Source organism: Modestobacter muralis, assembly GCF_010682105.1.
GTDB lineage: Bacteria > Actinomycetota > Actinomycetes > Mycobacteriales > Geodermatophilaceae > Modestobacter > Modestobacter muralis.
In genome coordinates this window covers 29,053-44,066 of sequence record NZ_JAAGWH010000029.1, presented here as the reverse complement: position 1 = coordinate 44,066, position 15,014 = coordinate 29,053, and the positions used below count along the sequence as shown (strand labels likewise).

The window sequence follows — 15,014 nt, the reverse complement described above, 5'->3', positions numbered from 1 at the left end:
GGCCGGCCTCGAGCAGCCGGTCGGTGAGCAGCCCCGTGCCGGCGCCCAGGTCGAGCACCCGGCGCGGTGCCGGGCCGAGCAGGAACGGCACCACGTCGGCCGGGTAGCCCGGCCGGAGCGCGGCGTACTCGGCCGCGACCCCGCCGAACGAGGTGCGCAACTCCTGCCAGCCGGCCACCGTCGTCAGCTCGCGGCGACCGGCTCGGTGACCGCCGCGACGGTGGTCTTCTTGGTGGCCGTCGCCTTCTTCGTCGTCGTCTTCTTCGCCGTGGTGGTCTTCTTGGCGGCCGCCTTCTTGGCCGGGGCCTTCTTCGCCACGGTCTTCTTGGCCGCCTTCTTCACCGGCGCCCGCTCGCGCCGGTCGGCCAGCAGCTCGGCCGCACGCTCCAGGGTCAGCGTCTCGATCTCGTCGCCCTTGCGCAGGCTGGCGTTGTGCTCGCCGTCGGTGACGTAGGGGCCGAACCGACCCTCGCGCACCGTGACCTGCCCCTGGCTGACCGGGTCGGGGCCGAGCTCCTTGAGCGGGGGCTTCGCGGCCGCGCGACCCCGCTGCTTGGGCTGGGCGAAGATCGCCAGCGCCGCGTCGAGGGTGACGGTGAACAGCGCCTCCTCGCTCTCCAGCGAGCGGGAGTCGGTGCCCTTCTTGATGTAGGGCCCGTACCGGCCGTTGAGCGCCTGGATCTCCTCGCCGTCGGCGTCGTTGCCGATCGTGCGGGGCAGGGTCAGCAGCTGCAGGGCCTGCTCCAGCGTCACCGTCTCCGGAGTCATGGTCTTGAACAGACTGCCGGTGCGCGGGGCCTCCTTGCTGCCCTCGGGCACCACGGTGGTGACGTAGGGGCCGTAGCGGCCGGCCTTGACCGCCACCGGGAACCCGGACTCCGGGTCGGTGCCCAGCTCCCGGTCCGAGGACGGGGCGTCGAGCAGCTCGGTGACCTTCTCGCTGGTCAGCTCGTCGGGGGCGATGTCGTCGGGGATGCTGATCCGCGCGCCGTCCTCACCGCCGGCCTGCAGGTAGGGCCCGTAGCGGCCGACCCGGACGACGACCGGCTCGCCGTTGGGCGTGACCGCCCGCAGCGGGATGGAGTTCACCCCGCGGGCGTCGATCTCCTCCAGTCGCTGGCCGACCACGGACTTGAGGCCACCGGAGGCGCCGATGCCGCCGGCGTGCCCGCCCGCGCCGCCGAAGTAGAACTCGGTGAGCCAGTCGACCCGCTGGAGCTGCCCGGCGGCGATCTCGTCGAGCTCGCGCTCCAGCAGGGCGGTGAAGTCGTAGTCGACCAGGGCGGCGAAGTGCTGCTCCAGCAGGTTGACCACGGCGAAGGCGATGAAGGTCGGCACCAGCGCCGACCCCTTCTTCCAGACGTACCCGCGGTCCTGGATGGTCTGCATGATCGACGCGTAGGTCGACGGGCGGCCGATCTCCAGCTCCTGCAGCCGGGCGGTGAGGCTCGGCTCGGTGTAGCGCGCCGGCGGGCTGGTCGTGTGGCCCTTGGGGTCCAGCTCGCGGGTGTCGAGGGTCTGACCGCGCTCGACCCGCGGCAGCCGGCGCTCGCTGTCGTCGGTCTCGGCGTCGTCGGTGTGGTCGTCGTCCTTGCCCTCGACGTAGGCGCGGAGGAAACCGGGGAAGGTGATCGTGCGGCCCGAGGCGGTGAACTCCACGGCCTCGCCGGTGCTGGAGCGCCCCGCCAGCCGGATGCTCAGCGTCTTGCCCACGGCGTTGGCCATCTGGGAGGCGATGGTGCGCTGCCAGATCAGCTCGTAGAGCCGGAACTCGTCGCGCGCCAGCTGGGAGGCCAGCTGCCCGGGGGTGCGGAAGGAGTCACCGGCGGGGCGGATCGCCTCGTGCGCCTCCTGCGCGCCCTTGGTCTTCTTGTCGTAGCGGCGCGGCTCGGTGGGCACGTAGGCGTCGCCGTAGAGCTCGGCGGCCTGGCGGCGGGCGGCGGTGATCGCCTCGTTCGACAGGTTCGTCGAGTCGGTGCGCATGTAGGTGATGTGGCCGTTCTCGTACAGCCGCTGGGCCACGCGCATCACCTGGGCGGAGGACCAGCCGAACTTGCGCCCGGCCTCCATCTGCAGGCTCGAGGTGATGAAGGGGGCGTAGGGCTTGCGCGTGTAGTCGCGCTCGTCGACGCGGCTGACGGTGACCGCGCGGCCCTCGAGCCGGGCGGCCAGGCCGCGGGCGCCGGCCTCGTCGAGGTGCACCACGTTGCTGGTGACCGTGCCGGTGTCGGCGTCGAAGTCCTTACCGGTGGCGACCCGGCTGTCGTCGACGCTGACCAGCCGGGCGCGCAGGGTGGTCGGCTCACCGGCGCCGGCGCCGGCGCGCTGCTGGGCGACCTCGAACAGGCCGTCGAGGCTCCAGTAGTCGGCGGCGGTGAAGCGCATCCGGGCACGCTCGCGCTCGACGACGATCCGGGTGGCCACCGACTGCACGCGGCCGGCCGACAGCTTCGGCAGGACCTTCTTCCACAGCACCGGGCTGACCTCGTAGCCGTAGAGCCGGTCGAGGATGCGGCGGGTCTCCTGGGCGTCGACCAGGGCGGTGTCGAGCTCGCGCGGGTTGGCCACCGCGCGGGCGATCGCCTCGCGGGTGATCTCGTGGAAGACCATCCGGCGGATCGGCACGGTCGGCTTGAGGGCGTCGATCAGGTGCCAGGCGATGGCCTCGCCCTCGCGGTCCTCATCGGTCGCGAGGTAGATCTCGCTGGCCTCCTTCACCAGCTGCTTCAGCCGGGCGACCTGCTGCCTGCGGTCGGGGCTGACCACGTAGAGCGGGGCGAAGCCGTGGTCGACGTCGACACCGAGCCGGGCCCAGGACTCGCCCTTGTGGGCGGCCGGCACGTCGGCGGCGTTGCGCGGCAGGTCGCGGATGTGGCCGACGCTGGCCTCGACGACGTAGTCGCTGCCCAGGAACCCCGCGATCTTCGTCGCCTTGGTGGGCGACTCGACGATGACGAGGGGCTTGCCCCCGGTGGCGGCGGCGCGCTTGCGCGGCGTCGCGGTACCGGTGGTGGCGGCGGACTTCGCGGTCTTGGTGGGCGGCACGGTGCTCCTGTCGGGGTGCTGGTGCAGACGCCGGGAGGACCCGGGCGCACACGGGGCAGTGCGAACTGCACCCGTTCGGCGAGGCCACGGTAGGCCACCGCCCGTAGAAGAGCCCGGGCGGCGACGTCCACCGGGCGCGCCGCTGCCTGTCCAACGGACGGCGGCGGCAGCTGTTCCCGGGTCCTCGCCGGGCCTCATCACCACGGGCGGGTACCGGCGACGACCTGGCCGATCGCGGCCAGCGTGGGGCGGTCGCGGTCGTAGTACTGGGTGTGGCCCTGCGTGGGCTCGGTGGGCAGGCCGACGTCACCGAAGCTCGGGTCGAACGGCGTGGGGCCGTACCGGCGCATCTGGGAGACGACGTCGACGGGCGTCCAGGCGCCGTGGACCTCGTCGACCTCCAGGTCGTCGGCCCGCCCGGCGGGCACCCCGGGACTGCCCAGCAGGACGACGGCGTCGGCGGCCAGCCGCCCGGGGGCCTGCACCGCCCGTCCGGTGACCACCGTCCCGTAGCTGTGCGCCAGCACGGTCGTCCGCGGCAGTGCCGGGGAGCCCGTCGTCCGTGCCGCGGTGGCCCGGGAGGCGGCGAGGCCGTCGAGCGCACGGTCGAGTGCCGGCCCGCCGCGGTCGGCCGCGCCCGAGGACCAGGCCGTGCGCCAGCCCGGCGTCCGGTAGCCCAGCCAGGCCACGGTCGCGACCGCCAACCCGGGTGCGGCGGCCGCCGCGGCGGCCGCGACGTCCCGCGCGTCGCCCACCAGACCGCCGAGGTCGTCGGCCGGGGTCGTCTCGATGCCGGGGACCAGCACGCCCACCGCGCCCGCGGTGTCGACGTCGCCCACCGACAGGGCCACCAGGTCCGCGACCGGGTCGAACTGCAGCAGCTGGGCGACCGCGCCGGCCGCCTCCACCGCGGCGAGCTGGGCCTGCACGACGGAGGCGGTCGACCAGCCGGCCGACCCCGGTGGGAGGTGCTGCAGCGCCGCCGCGAGGCCGAGCCGGTTCGCCTCGTCCCGGGCCCAGCCGGGCAGCCCGTCGAGCGCGCCGACCGCGCCGGGCTCCGCCGTGATCACCGCCCGCTGCTCGCCCGCCGTGAGCGCCGACCACCAGCCCGCCACCGCCTCCGGGACACCGCCGACCGGCACCGAGGGCGCTGGGGCGTCGGGCAGCCGGGCCACCAGCTCGGCGAAGGCGACCGGCCCGGGCACCCCGAGCACGCCCAGCGGCTCGGCCGCCGACCGCGCGCACTCCCCGGCCCGGGCCGCGGCGGCGGAGGCGTCCTCGGCGGCTGCCTGGGCCGACGCCGCCGCGCGGGCGGCGGCCGCGACGTCGGCGGCCTGGTCGGGCGACATCAACGGGTGCAGGAGCGGCACCCCGACGACCCGGCCCCCGTCGTCGAGCGCGACGCCGGCCGAGACGGCCAGTGCACGCGCCCGCTCGGCCAGCTCCTGGGCCTCGGCCGCGGCGGCACCGAGCCCCTGCAGGTCCTGCAGCGAGCTCGTGAGGGAACCGGTGACCCCGCTGGCCGCCGAGGACAGCTCGACGAGCGCCGCGGCCGCCGCCGTCCCGGCCGGTCCCGACCAGCACTCGGCGTCCCCGATCCGGCGGCCCAGGTCGTCGAGCCGGTACCGCCAGGGCAGCAGCCGCTCCGCGACCAGGTCCAGCGTGCCCACGGCGCCGCGCAGCAGCGGCACGTCCCAACCGGCGACCACCGGCAGCGGGACGGCGGTCACCGGGGCACCGGCACCCGGCCGGCCCAGCCCGGGTCGAGCTGCCCGGCGATCCCCGCGTCGGCGGTCCGGTAGGTGGCGACGGCGGCCTCGAGGGACGCGGCGACCGCCAGGGTCCGGGCGGCCAACGCGGTGACCAGCCCGGTCCACCCGGCACCGGCGGCACCGGCGTCGGCGCCGACCGGGCCGTCGAGAGCGGCGGCCAGCGAGCGCCCGGTGGACGCACAGAGCTCGCCCTCCTGCTCGAGTTCGACGCCCAGCGCGGACAGCTCCGCCAGCAGCGCCGTCAGGGCGTCGAGCTGGACGGAGATCAGATGGGACACGGGGCCTCCCGGCGCAGCAACGGCCCCTGGAGGGGACCGACGACGGGGACGCTAGGAACACACCGGGGCCGCTCGGGCGCCGTCGTCCACACCCGGGACCGCTCTCCACAGCGCCCTGCCGGGCCGCCCCGCGGGGTCTGCGCTGTGATCTCGTCGACAGCGGGCGGGCATCTGCCCGAGACTGCCGTGCCGGGGGTTGCGCGGCGGTGTGAGAGTGGTGGGGTGACGTCCCTGCGCCCTGCCGGCCCGGGCGCCGACGCCGACCCGGCGCAGGCCCCGGCCGCCCTCCCCGGCACCGAGCTGCTGGACGCCCTGCTCGCCGGCATCGACCCCGACGACGACCCGGTCACCCACGTCCACCGGCTGCCCGCACGCCCGAGCCGTACGGCGGAGTGGCCGTCCTGGGTGTCCGCGCCGCTGCGGGAGAAGCTGGCCGAGCGCGGGGTGCTGGCGCCCTTCAGCCACCAGGTCGGCGCCGCCGAGCTCGCCCGCGCCGGGCAGCACGTCGTGGTCGCGACCGGGACGGCGTCGGGCAAGTCGCTGGCCTACCAGCTGCCCGCGCTCACCTCGCTGGCCGAGGACCCGCGGGCCTGCGTGCTCTACCTGGCGCCCACCAAGGCGCTGGCCCGCGACCAGCTCGCCTCGGTGGCGGCGCTGGCCGACCCGTCGGTGCGCCCGGCGGCCTACGACGGCGACACCCCGCAGGAGGAACGAGAGTGGGTGCGGCGACACTCGCGCTGGATCGTCACCAACCCCGACATGCTGCACCGCGGGATCCTGCCGGCCCACCAGAGGTGGTCCAGCACGCTGCGCCGGGTGGCCTACGTGGTCATCGACGAGTGCCACGCCTACCGCGGCGTCTTCGGCTCCCACGTCGGGCACGTGCTGCGCCGGCTGCGGCGGATCTGCCGGCGCTACGGCGCCGAACCGGTGTTCGTGCTGGCCTCGGCGACCGTGGCCGACCCGGCGCTGGCGGCCGGCCGGCTGGTGGGCGCACCCGTCACGGCGGTGACCGACGACGGCTCGCCGCGGCCGGGGGCGACGTTCGCGCTGTGGGAGCCGCCGCTGACGGAGAAGACCGGTGAGCACGGAGCGCCGCTGCGCCGCTCGGCCGCCGCGGACGCCGCGGGCCTGCTGGCCGACCTGGTCGAGCAGAACGCCCGCACGCTGGCCTTCGTACGGTCCCGACGGGGCGCGGAGTCGGTCGCCGGACAGGCGCGGACCATCCTGCGGTCCCGCGGCCGCGCGGACCTGGTGTCCCGGGTCGACTCCTACCGCGGCGGCTACCTGCCCGAGGAGCGGCGGGAGCTCGAGCGGTCGCTGTCGACCGGGAAGCTGCTGGGCGTCGCGACGACCAACGCCCTGGAGCTCGGCATCGACATCGCCGGGCTGGACGCCGTGGTGCTCGCCGGCTATCCCGGCACGCTGGCCTCGCTGTGGCAGCAGGCCGGGCGGGCCGGGCGGGCGCAGACGGAGTCGCTGGTCGTCTTCGTGGCCCGCGACGACCCGCTGGACCACTACCTGGCCCACCACCCGCGCGCGGTGTTCGGCCGCCCGGTCGAGGCGACGGTGACCGACCCGGCCAACCCCTACGTCCTCGGCCCGCAGCTGTGCTGCGCGGCCGCCGAGCTGCCGCTGGTGCCCGCCGACCTGGCCGACTTCGGCGGCGAGGTGGCCGCCGCACAGATCGAGGAACTGGTCGCCGACGGGCTGCTGCGCGCGCGCCCGGCCGGCTGGTACTGGGCCGGCCGGGGCCGCCCGGACGTCGACATCCGGGGCAGCGGCGGGGCCGCGGTCTCGATCATCGAGGGCGCGACCGGCCGGCTGCTGGGAACCGTGGACGGCGACGCCTCGCACGCCACCGTGCACACCGGGGCCCTCTACGTGCACCGCGGCGAGACCTACGTCGTCGACGAGTTCGACGTCGAGGACGCCTGCGCCGTCGTGCACCCGGAGAGCCCGGAGTGGACGACGGTCGCCCGCGACACCGTCGACCTGTCCATCGTGTCCACCGACCGCACCCGCCGGCTGGGGGCGGTCACCGCGCACACCGGCGTGGTCGACGTGACCAACCAGGTCGTGGCCTACCAGCGGCGGCGGCTGGGGACCGGCGAGGTGCTCGCGGAGTTCCCGCTGGACCTGCCCGCCCGCCAGTTGCGCACCCGCGCGGTGTGGCTGACCCTCGACGACCGGGCCGTGGCCCGGGCCGACGTGGACGACGTCGCGCTGCCCGGCTCGCTGCACGCCGCCGAGCACGCCTCGATCGGCATCCTGCCGCTGCTGGCCACCTGCGACCGCTGGGACCTCGGCGGGGTCTCGACCGCACTGCACCCGGACACCGGCGCGGCGACGATCGTGGTCTACGACGGCCACCCCGGTGGTGCGGGCTTCGCCGAGCGCGGCTACGCGGTGCTGCGGGACTGGCTGCAGGCCACCCGGGCCACGGTGGCCAGCTGCGAGTGCGAGTCCGGCTGCCCGTCGTGCGTGCAGTCGCCCAAGTGCGGCAACGGCAACGACCCGCTGGACAAGGCCGGCGCGGTGCGGGTGCTGGACGTCGTGCTCGACGAGCTCGCGCGCGCCCCGGAGCTGACACCCGAGGAGGCGGCGATGACCCGCCCCCCGGCGCCGCGCTCGGGGCTGTTCGGCACCTCCGGCCCGGCCGCCCCGGCAGCCGACACCGTCGACGACCCCGGTGCGGCCGACAACGTCGCCCCCGAGCCCGAGCCGCAGCCCGACCCCGAGGACCTCGTCTTCTGAGCCCACCGGCCCCGCGCCGGGCGCCTCGAGCCCGGCGCCCGGCGTCGGGGGGCCGCCGCCGGCCGGTCCTGGGCCAGTGTCCGGCGGAGCCGGGCCGGTGTCCGGCGGAGCCGGGCCGGTGTCCGGCGGAGCCAGGTCGGCGTCCGGCGGTGCCAGGTCGGCGTCCGGCGGGGCCAGGTCGGCGTCCGGCGGGGCCAGGCCGAGGTCCGGCGGTGCCGGGCCCGCCCGGGCGCGGGCCCGGGCGTCGAGCACCCCGAGCGGGCCCAGCCGGACCGGGGCGTGCACGTGCAGCTCGACCACCGCACCGGCGGTGACCGTGCAGGCATCGAGCACGGCCGCGTTGGCCGAGGCGACGTCGCCGGCGACCGCGCAGGCGCCGGGGTCGCCCTGGACGGCGGCTCCCGCGGCGGCGAGGGCGGCCAGGTCGGCGGCCGACGCCGCCCGGTGCCGGGCGACGACCGCCGCGCCGACCAGCACCACGGCCGCGCCGACGAGCGCCAGGACGGCGGCCAGCGCGACGGTCCAGACGGTCGCCGAGCCGCGCTCCGCGTCCTCCCTCCCGGCCGGCCCGGGCTCGCCTCCCGAGCCGGACCCGGCGGCGGCGCTCACGGCCGGGCCGCCGGTTCGAGCACGCCGGTCGCGGTGGCGGCGACCTCCAGGTGCCAGGGCAGCGGGCCGAGCGGGGACACCGTCGCCGACACGGTGACCTGCACGGTCTCCCCCGCCGTCGTCACGCCGGTGACTGCGCCCTCGGGTGCCACCCGGCCGGCGACCTCGGTGACCACGCCGGCCGGCTCGCCGCGGGCGGCCGCCCGAGCCCCCTCCCGGGCGGCGTCGACGCACCGCAGCTGGGCACCGATCACGACCACCCCGGCGACGGCACCGGCCAGCACCATCAGCAGGACGGGGAGGACGACCGCCGTCTCGGCGGTGACCATCCCGGCCTCCCGGTCGCGGTCGCTGCGTGTCGACATGACGACAGGTCGACTCAGGCCAGCGTGCTCAGCGCCGACTCGACCAGGTCGCCGAGTGCTGCGACCACCGAGCCACCGGTGACCACCTGGTAGAGCACCGCGGCGAAGGCGCACGCCGCGACCGTGCCGACCGCGTACTCCGCGGTGCTCATGCCCTCCTCGTCGGTGGCCCGCGCCTGCGCCCAGCGCCGCGCCAGCGCGGCCCGCAGCGACGTCGTCCCGGTCCGTCGTCCCTCGTCCATATCCCCACCTCCCGCGGACCGCCTGCCGGTCCGTCGCCTTCGACCCTGCTGCGGTCCGGAGCGGCGCTCCAGGGGCCGGCCGGGACTGTGGACGCAGGCCACGGTTGTGGACGGCGGCCAGCAGGTTCAGAACACGTCGGCGGCGATGCCGAGCACCAGCGGCACGACGCCCAGGCAGAGGAACGCCGGGAGGAAGCACAGCCCCAGCGGCGCCAGCACCCACACCCCGGCCTGGCGCACCGCGGCCTCGGTGCGGCTGCGCGCCGAGCCGCGCAGGTCGGCGGCCAGCCGCATCAGCGCCGGCACCACCGACGACCCGGACTCCCCCGCCCGCACCACCGTGCGGGCCAGCGCGTCCACCGGCGGCGGCACCCCGGCCCAGGCCCGCTGCGGAGAGGCCCCCAGCCGGTACAGCCCGCCGACCCCGGCCAGCCGCTCCCCGAGCGGACCGGGCACCGAGTCGGCGACCGCGGCCACCGCAGCGCCCACCGGGGTGCCCGCCTGCAGGCACACGGCGAGCAGGTCGCAGGCCACCGGCAGGTCGCCGGCCAGCAGCTCGCCGTCCTCCGGGGGCGCCCCGGACCGCCGCAGCAGCCGTTCGAGCCCGGCGACCACCCCGGCGGCCACCAGCGCCGCGGGCAGTCCGCCGCCGAGCAGCAGGAAGGCGGCCAGCCCGCCGGCGACCGCCTCGGCCCAACGCCGCCCAGGGCCCGGCGGCGCACCCGAGGTACGGCGCGGACGGTCGACCGCGGGGGCGGGCAGCAGGGCGCGCAGCCGGTCCCGGCGGGCCGTCGCCGCGGACGGCCAGGCCAGCAGGGCCGCGGCGAGCGCGGACGCAGCCCAGGCGCTCACGGTGCCGTGTCCACGGCGGCGCTCACGCGGTGACCGCGCGCCGGACGAGCCGGCCCGTCCAGGTGACGCCGGCCAGCTCCAGCGCCACGCCGAGCACCAGCAGCACCGTGCCCGGGCCGGTGGTGGTCAGGACCCGCCACGGGTCGGCACCGACCCCGCTGCCCATCAGCAGCCCGAGCACCGGGAGACCGGCGAGCACGGTCGCGCTGGCCCGCGGCCCGGCCACGGCTGAGCGCAGTTCCTCCTCGGCGCGCAGCCGGGCCCGCAGGTCGTCCTCCATGGCCGCGGCCACCCCCGCCAGCGAGCAGCCGGTGCGGGCGCTGAGCCGCACCGCCGCAGCGATCCGTACGAGGGTGGCTCCCGCTCCCGGGGGCGGCTCGCCGAGCCGCAGCACCGGACCCAGCTCACCTGCGATCCGCGGATCGGGGCAGCCGTCGACGGCGGTGGCGGTGGCGTCGACGAGCGGACGGCCGGCCCGCAGCTCGGCGACCAGGACGCCCAGGGCCTCGACCAGCGCCCGGGTGCCGCGCTCGATGGCGGCGGCCCGGGCGCGCTGCTGCACCGCACGCCCGGCCACCGCGGCGCAGCCGGCGGCCAGCCCGGCGACGACCGGGGTCGACAGCACCAGCCCGGCGACCGCGGCACCCAGCGCGGGCAGCAGCAGGCCGGCGCGCCCGGTGAGCAGCCCCGCGGCGTCCAGGCGACGACCCGCTGCGGGGACGAGCCGACGCGGCCGGCCGCGCCCGCCCGCCGGCCACACCAGCAGCGCGCCGACGAGGCACAGCAGCACCGTGGTCACGTCGGCACCCGGGCGCCGAGCAGGGCGGCGAGCCCGTCGCGCGCGGGGCAGTCCCCGCCGTCGGCCCGCCAGCCGGCCGCCACCTCGATCAGCTCGCCCCGGCGCCGCACCACGCCGAGCTCGGCCACGTGCCGGCCGGCGTCCGTGCGTTGCAGGTGGACCACCAGCGACAGCGCGGCCGCTGCCTGGCTGTGCACGGCCGCACGCCCCAGCCCCGCGGCACCGCCGAGCGCCTCGAGCCGGGCGGGCAGGTCGGCGGGCCGGTTGACGTGCACGGTGCCGCAGCCGCCGTCGTGCCCGGTGTTCAGCGCGGCGAGCAGGTCGACGACCTCTGCACCGCGGACCTCTCCGACCACCAGCCGGTCCGGGCGCATCCGCAACGCCTGCCGAACCAGGTCGCGCAGGGTCACCGCACCGGCGGCCTCGACGTTGGGCGGGCGGGTGAGCAGCCGGACGACGTGCGGGTGCCGCGGCGTGAGCTCGGGGGCGTCCTCGCACAGCAGCAGCCGCTCGGCGGGGTCGGCCAGCCCGAGCAGCGCCGACAGCACCGTGGTCTTGCCGGTGCCCGTGCCGCCGGTGACCAGGAAGGCCAGCCGGGCGCGAACCGCCTGCCGCAGCAGGTCCGCGGCGGCCCCGGGCAGCGCCCCGCGGGCGGCCAGGTCGGCGAAGGACAGCTCGGCCCGGGTCAGCACCCGCAGCGACAGGCAGGTGCCCGAGCCGGAGACCGGCGGGAGGACCGCGTGCAGCCGGGTGCCGTCGGGCAGGCCGGCGTCCACCCAGGGTGCCGCGTCGTCCAGCCGGCGTCCGGCCGCGGCGGCCAGCCGGACGGCGAGCCGGCGGACGGCACCCTCGTCGGGGAAGCGCACGTCGACCGGCTCCAGTCCGCCGCCCCGGTCGATCCACACCGAGGCCGGCCCGTTGACCAGCACGTCGGTGACCCCGGGCAGCCGCAGCAGCGGTTCGAGGACCCCGGCCCCGGCCAGCTCGTCGGTGGCGGCGCGGACGGCGGCGAGCACCGCCCGGTCGCCCAGCAGCCCGCCGGACTCCTCCCGCACGAGTGCGGCGACCGCAACTGGACTGGGTGCGCCGGCCGACGCGGCGAGCCGGGCGCGGACCCGCTCCACCAGCGGGGACGCCGACTCCCCGGTCATGCCGCCCGCCCGGCCAGCTGGGCCAGGAGCTGACGGCACAGCACACCCAGCGGGGAGCGGGCCGCGACCGAGGGCGGCTCCCCGCGCTCGCTGCGGGCGAGCGCGGACCGGTCGGCGCCGAGCTCGGCGAACACCGGCCGGCCGAGCAGTGCGGCGACGTCACCGCGGGCCAGCCCGCCGGGCACCGGCCGGACGACCACGAGGGCCGGCGCCCACGGCCGGGACCCCTCCAGCAGGGCGCGCGCCGCGGCGACCGCCCGCAGCCGGGCCGGGACGACGAGCACCGCCAGCTCGGCCTCGGCCAGCAGCGGCTCGGCAGCCACGCTGCGCGCCGGCAGGTCGACGACCACGCCGCAGCCGCTGTCCCGGGCGCCGGCCCCGACGGCTAGGAGCGCCTCGGTGGGCACCTCCTGCGGGTGCTCACGGGAGGCCGACAGCACCGCGACGCCGGCGGCCTCGGGCAGCGCCGCGGCGAGCGTCGGGCCGGACACCCGGCCGCTGGTGCCGGCCAGCTCGGGCCAGCGCAGACCCGGCGACTGCTCGGCGCCCAGCAGCAGGTCCAGCCCACCGGCCCACCCGTCGCCGTCGACCAGCAGCACGTCGCCCTGCTCACCGGCGCGGGCGGCCAGCGCGAGCGCGGTGGCCACGGTGCTCGCCCCGGAGCCGCCGCACGCGCCGCCGACCACGGCCAGCCAACCCGGCGAGGACGGGGCGCGAACCGCGGCCGCGACCCGCTCGACCAGCCAGGTCTCGTCCCGGGGCAGCACCACGACGCGCTCGGCACCCAGCTCGACTGCGGCCGGCCAGACCTCGGCGGGCGGCTCGGCGGAGGCGACGACCAGCAGGCCGGGACGGCGCGGCAGCGCGCGCACCGGCGCGCTGCCCACGACCTCGGCGCCGAGGAGGACCAGTGGCGCGTTGCGGTGGGCCCGGCGCAGCGGACCGCCGCCGGAGGTGAGCTCCCCGGTGCTGCCCGCGGCGGCCAGCAGCCGGAGCAGGTCGTCGAGCAGCACCGGGTCGGTGCTGACCACGAGGGGGCGGGCGGGGGCGACCGCCCCGGGGACGGAGGCGCGGGAGGCAGCAGACACGTCCCCCAGCGCAGCGGCCGGCGGCGAGTGCCGGAAGGTCGCCGGCGGATCTGTGGACGACCCGTCCGGGTGTGGACGGCGGTGCGCGTCACCTCCCCGTCACCCGGTCCGCTTACCGTGTGAGCCGTGACCCGCGCTGCGGCGTTCTTCGACCTGGACAAGACGGTCATCGCGAAGTCCAGCACCCTGGCCTTCGGACGACCGTTCTTCCAGGGTGGGCTGATCAACCGTCGGGCGGCGCTCAAGGGCGCCTACGCCCAGTTCGTGTTCTCGCTGGCCGGCGCCGACGCCGTCCAGATGGAGCGCATGCGGAGCCAGATCACCGCGATGACCACCGGCTGGGACATCGCCGTGGTCCACGAGATCGTGCGGGAGACCCTGCACGGGATCGTCGACCCGCTGGTCTACGCCGAGGCCGCCGACCTCATCGAGGCGCACCGTGCGGCCGGCCGGGTGATCGTCATCGTCTCCAGCAGCGGTGCCGAGGTGGTCGAGCCGATCGGGGAGATGCTGGGCGTCGACCGGGTGGTGGCCACCCGGATGGTGGTGCGCGACGGCGTCTACACCGGCGAGATGGACTTCTACGCCTACGGGGAGAACAAGGCCGCGGCCATGCGCGAGATGGCCGCGGACGAGGGGTGGGACCTCGACGACTGCTGGGCCTACAGCGACTCGGTCACCGACCTGCCGATGCTGGACGCCGTCGGGCACCCGACCGCGGTCAACCCCGACCGCGGGCTGCGGAAGGTCGCGGTCGAGCGGGGCTGGCCGGTGCTGGCGTTCTCCCGGCCGGTCTCGATGCGCGCCCGGTTCACCGGCAGCCGGCCACCCGTGGTCGTCGGCGCCGCGCTGAGCGCGGCCCTGGTCGGGCTGGCCTGGTACGTGCGCCGGCGGGCGGTGCAGCCGCCCCCGGTCGTGATCGCACCGGCCCCAGTCGCCCTCCTGCGCCGCCGGGCCTGACCTCCGGGTCGCCACCCCACTCACGCGGCGCGACCGGGACAGCCGCGCCGCCGGGCCCGACCGCCGGTCCGCCGGGCCCGACGGTCAGCGGGTCAGATGCCCAGCCGGCTGCGCAGCCGGTCGGCCTGCTCCCGGACCGTGTCCCCGGCCGTACGCACGGCGGACGCCGGGGTGAACGCCCGGGCCGCTGCGGTGAGCGCGGTCCGCTCGCCCTCGGTCAGGACCAGGTCGGCCGCCGCGACGTTGGACTCCAGCTGCTCGACGCTGGACGCGCCGGGGATCACCACGACCTGGGGCTGGCTGATCAGCCAGGCCAGCGCCACCTGCGCGGGCTTGGCGTCGTGGGCCTCGGCGACCTCACGGAGCACCGCGAGCAGCGGCTCGACGCGGCGCAGGTTCTCGGCGCCGAACAGCGGGTTGGTCGCCCGGACCCCGCCGGGGCGGTGGTCGACGGAGTAGCGGCCACCGAGCAGCCCCTGGGCGAGCGGGCTGTAGGCGATGACCATGCGCCCCTCCCGTTCGGCGAAGGGCACCAGGTCGTCCAGCGGACCGGCCGTGGCGAGGGAGAACCGCACCTGGTTGCTGACCACCGGCCGGCCGAGCGCGGCGTCAGCGGCCCGCCAGCGGTCCAGCGAGTAGTTGGAGACGCCCACAGCGCCGATCCGCCCCTCGTCGAGCAGGCTGCGCAGCCCGGGCATGATCACCGAGTCCGGCACCAGCGGGTTGGGCCAGTGGACCTGGTACAGCGGGATGCGGTCCAGCTGCAGCCGCCGGGCGCTGCCCTCGGCGCGGTTTCGGACGACGGCGGGCAGCGGCGCCACCGGGAAGAACTTGCTGGCCACGACCACCGAGGCCCGGTCCTCGCCGAGCGCCTCGCCGAGGATCCGCTCGCTCTTGCCGGTGCCGTAGACCTCCGCGGTGTCGAAGAGGGTGACGCCCAGCTCACGGGCGCGGCGCACGATGTCCCTCGCACCGCCGGAGGCGTAGGTGTCGCCGTAGCCCCACTCCCGGGAGCCGAACTGCCAGGTGCCCAGGCCCACCCGGCTGACCTGACCGAGACCGTCCACATCGAGGAAGCGCATCGCCCCAGTGTCGG

General features: G+C 77.1%; 12 protein-coding genes and 1 pseudogene. 2 read left to right on the top strand and 11 right to left on the bottom strand.

What is annotated here, in order from left to right:
• Positions 1–183: 183 nt before the first annotated feature.
• The 3 genes from topA to GCU67_RS10855 all read right to left on the bottom strand — a co-directional run bounded on the left by topA (position 184) and on the right by GCU67_RS10855 (position 5,095).
• A complete protein-coding gene (gene topA / locus GCU67_RS10865; RefSeq protein ID WP_163611239.1) occupies positions 184–3,045 on the bottom strand; it encodes a type I DNA topoisomerase in 2,862 nt (953 codons plus the stop codon).
• Between the two features lie 197 nt (positions 3,046–3,242).
• The gene (locus GCU67_RS10860; RefSeq protein WP_163611238.1) at positions 3,243–4,775 is read right to left on the bottom strand and encodes an alpha/beta hydrolase; all 1,533 of its coding nucleotides are present in this window, start codon (positions 4,773–4,775) and stop codon (positions 3,243–3,245) included.
• The gene (locus tag GCU67_RS10855; RefSeq protein ID WP_163611237.1) at positions 4,772–5,095 is read right to left on the bottom strand and encodes a hypothetical protein; all 324 of its coding nucleotides are present in this window, start codon (positions 5,093–5,095) and stop codon (positions 4,772–4,774) included. The genes GCU67_RS10860 and GCU67_RS10855 overlap by 4 nt, the downstream gene beginning before the upstream one ends.
• 222 nt (positions 5,096–5,317) lie before the next feature.
• Between GCU67_RS10855 and GCU67_RS10850 the strand changes: the two genes are divergently transcribed.
• On the top strand, positions 5,318–7,852 hold the full coding sequence (locus tag GCU67_RS10850; RefSeq protein WP_163611236.1) for a DEAD/DEAH box helicase: 2,535 nt from the start codon (positions 5,318–5,320) through the stop codon (positions 7,850–7,852).
• 228 nt (positions 7,853–8,080) lie between these two features.
• On the opposite strand, the pseudogene GCU67_RS23010 reads toward GCU67_RS10850, so the two are convergent.
• The 7 genes and pseudogenes from GCU67_RS23010 to ssd form a co-directional block, all read right to left on the bottom strand.
• Positions 8,081–8,461: pseudogene (locus GCU67_RS23010) on the bottom strand (Rv3654c family TadE-like protein); the annotation flags it as partial.
• Entirely contained in the window at positions 8,458–8,826 is a 369-nt protein-coding gene (locus GCU67_RS10840; protein ID WP_246214955.1) for a TadE family type IV pilus minor pilin, read from the bottom strand. The pseudogene GCU67_RS23010 and the gene GCU67_RS10840, both read right to left, overlap by 4 nt.
• Positions 8,827–8,840: 14 nt before the next feature.
• Entirely contained in the window at positions 8,841–9,068 is a 228-nt protein-coding gene (locus GCU67_RS10835) for a DUF4244 domain-containing protein (protein ID WP_163611235.1), read from the bottom strand.
• Positions 9,069–9,194: 126 nt separating this feature from the next.
• A complete protein-coding gene (locus GCU67_RS10830) occupies positions 9,195–9,920 on the bottom strand; it encodes a type II secretion system F family protein (protein WP_163611234.1) in 726 nt (241 codons plus the stop codon).
• Positions 9,921–9,942: 22 nt separating this feature from the next.
• The gene (locus tag GCU67_RS10825) at positions 9,943–10,719 is read right to left on the bottom strand and encodes a pilus assembly protein TadB (protein WP_163611233.1); all 777 of its coding nucleotides are present in this window, start codon (positions 10,717–10,719) and stop codon (positions 9,943–9,945) included.
• A complete protein-coding gene (locus GCU67_RS10820; RefSeq protein WP_163611232.1) occupies positions 10,716–11,870 on the bottom strand; it encodes a TadA family conjugal transfer-associated ATPase in 1,155 nt (384 codons plus the stop codon). The genes GCU67_RS10825 and GCU67_RS10820 overlap by 4 nt, the downstream gene beginning before the upstream one ends.
• Positions 11,867–12,958, bottom strand: coding sequence for a septum site-determining protein Ssd (gene ssd, locus GCU67_RS10815; RefSeq protein WP_163611231.1), 1,092 nt, complete (start codon positions 12,956–12,958; stop codon positions 11,867–11,869). Before ssd ends, GCU67_RS10820 begins: the two co-directional genes overlap by 4 nt.
• A gap of 126 nt (positions 12,959–13,084) precedes the next feature.
• On the opposite strand from ssd, the gene GCU67_RS10810 reads away from it, so the two are divergent.
• A complete protein-coding gene (locus tag GCU67_RS10810) occupies positions 13,085–13,918 on the top strand; it encodes an HAD-IB family hydrolase (RefSeq protein ID WP_163611230.1) in 834 nt (277 codons plus the stop codon).
• A 92-nt stretch (positions 13,919–14,010) separates the two neighbouring features.
• Here the strand turns inward: GCU67_RS10810 and GCU67_RS10805 are convergent, their stop codons facing one another.
• A complete protein-coding gene (locus GCU67_RS10805) occupies positions 14,011–15,000 on the bottom strand; it encodes an aldo/keto reductase (protein WP_163611229.1) in 990 nt (329 codons plus the stop codon).
• Positions 15,001–15,014 lie beyond the last annotated feature (14 nt).

Excerpts from the sequence above, each read along its gene's own strand:
- GCU67_RS10820 (WP_163611232.1), bottom strand. The coding sequence starts at position 11,870 with ATGACCGGGGAGTCGGCGTCCCCGCTGGTGGAGCGGGTCCGCGCCCGG.
- GCU67_RS10805 (WP_163611229.1), bottom strand. The coding sequence starts at position 15,000 with ATGCGCTTCCTCGATGTGGACGGTCTCGGTCAGGTCAGCCGGGTGGGC.
- GCU67_RS10835 (WP_163611235.1), bottom strand. The coding sequence starts at position 9,068 with ATGGACGAGGGACGACGGACCGGGACGACGTCGCTGCGGGCCGCGCTG.
- GCU67_RS10840 (WP_246214955.1), bottom strand. The coding sequence starts at position 8,826 with ATGTCGACACGCAGCGACCGCGACCGGGAGGCCGGGATGGTCACCGCC.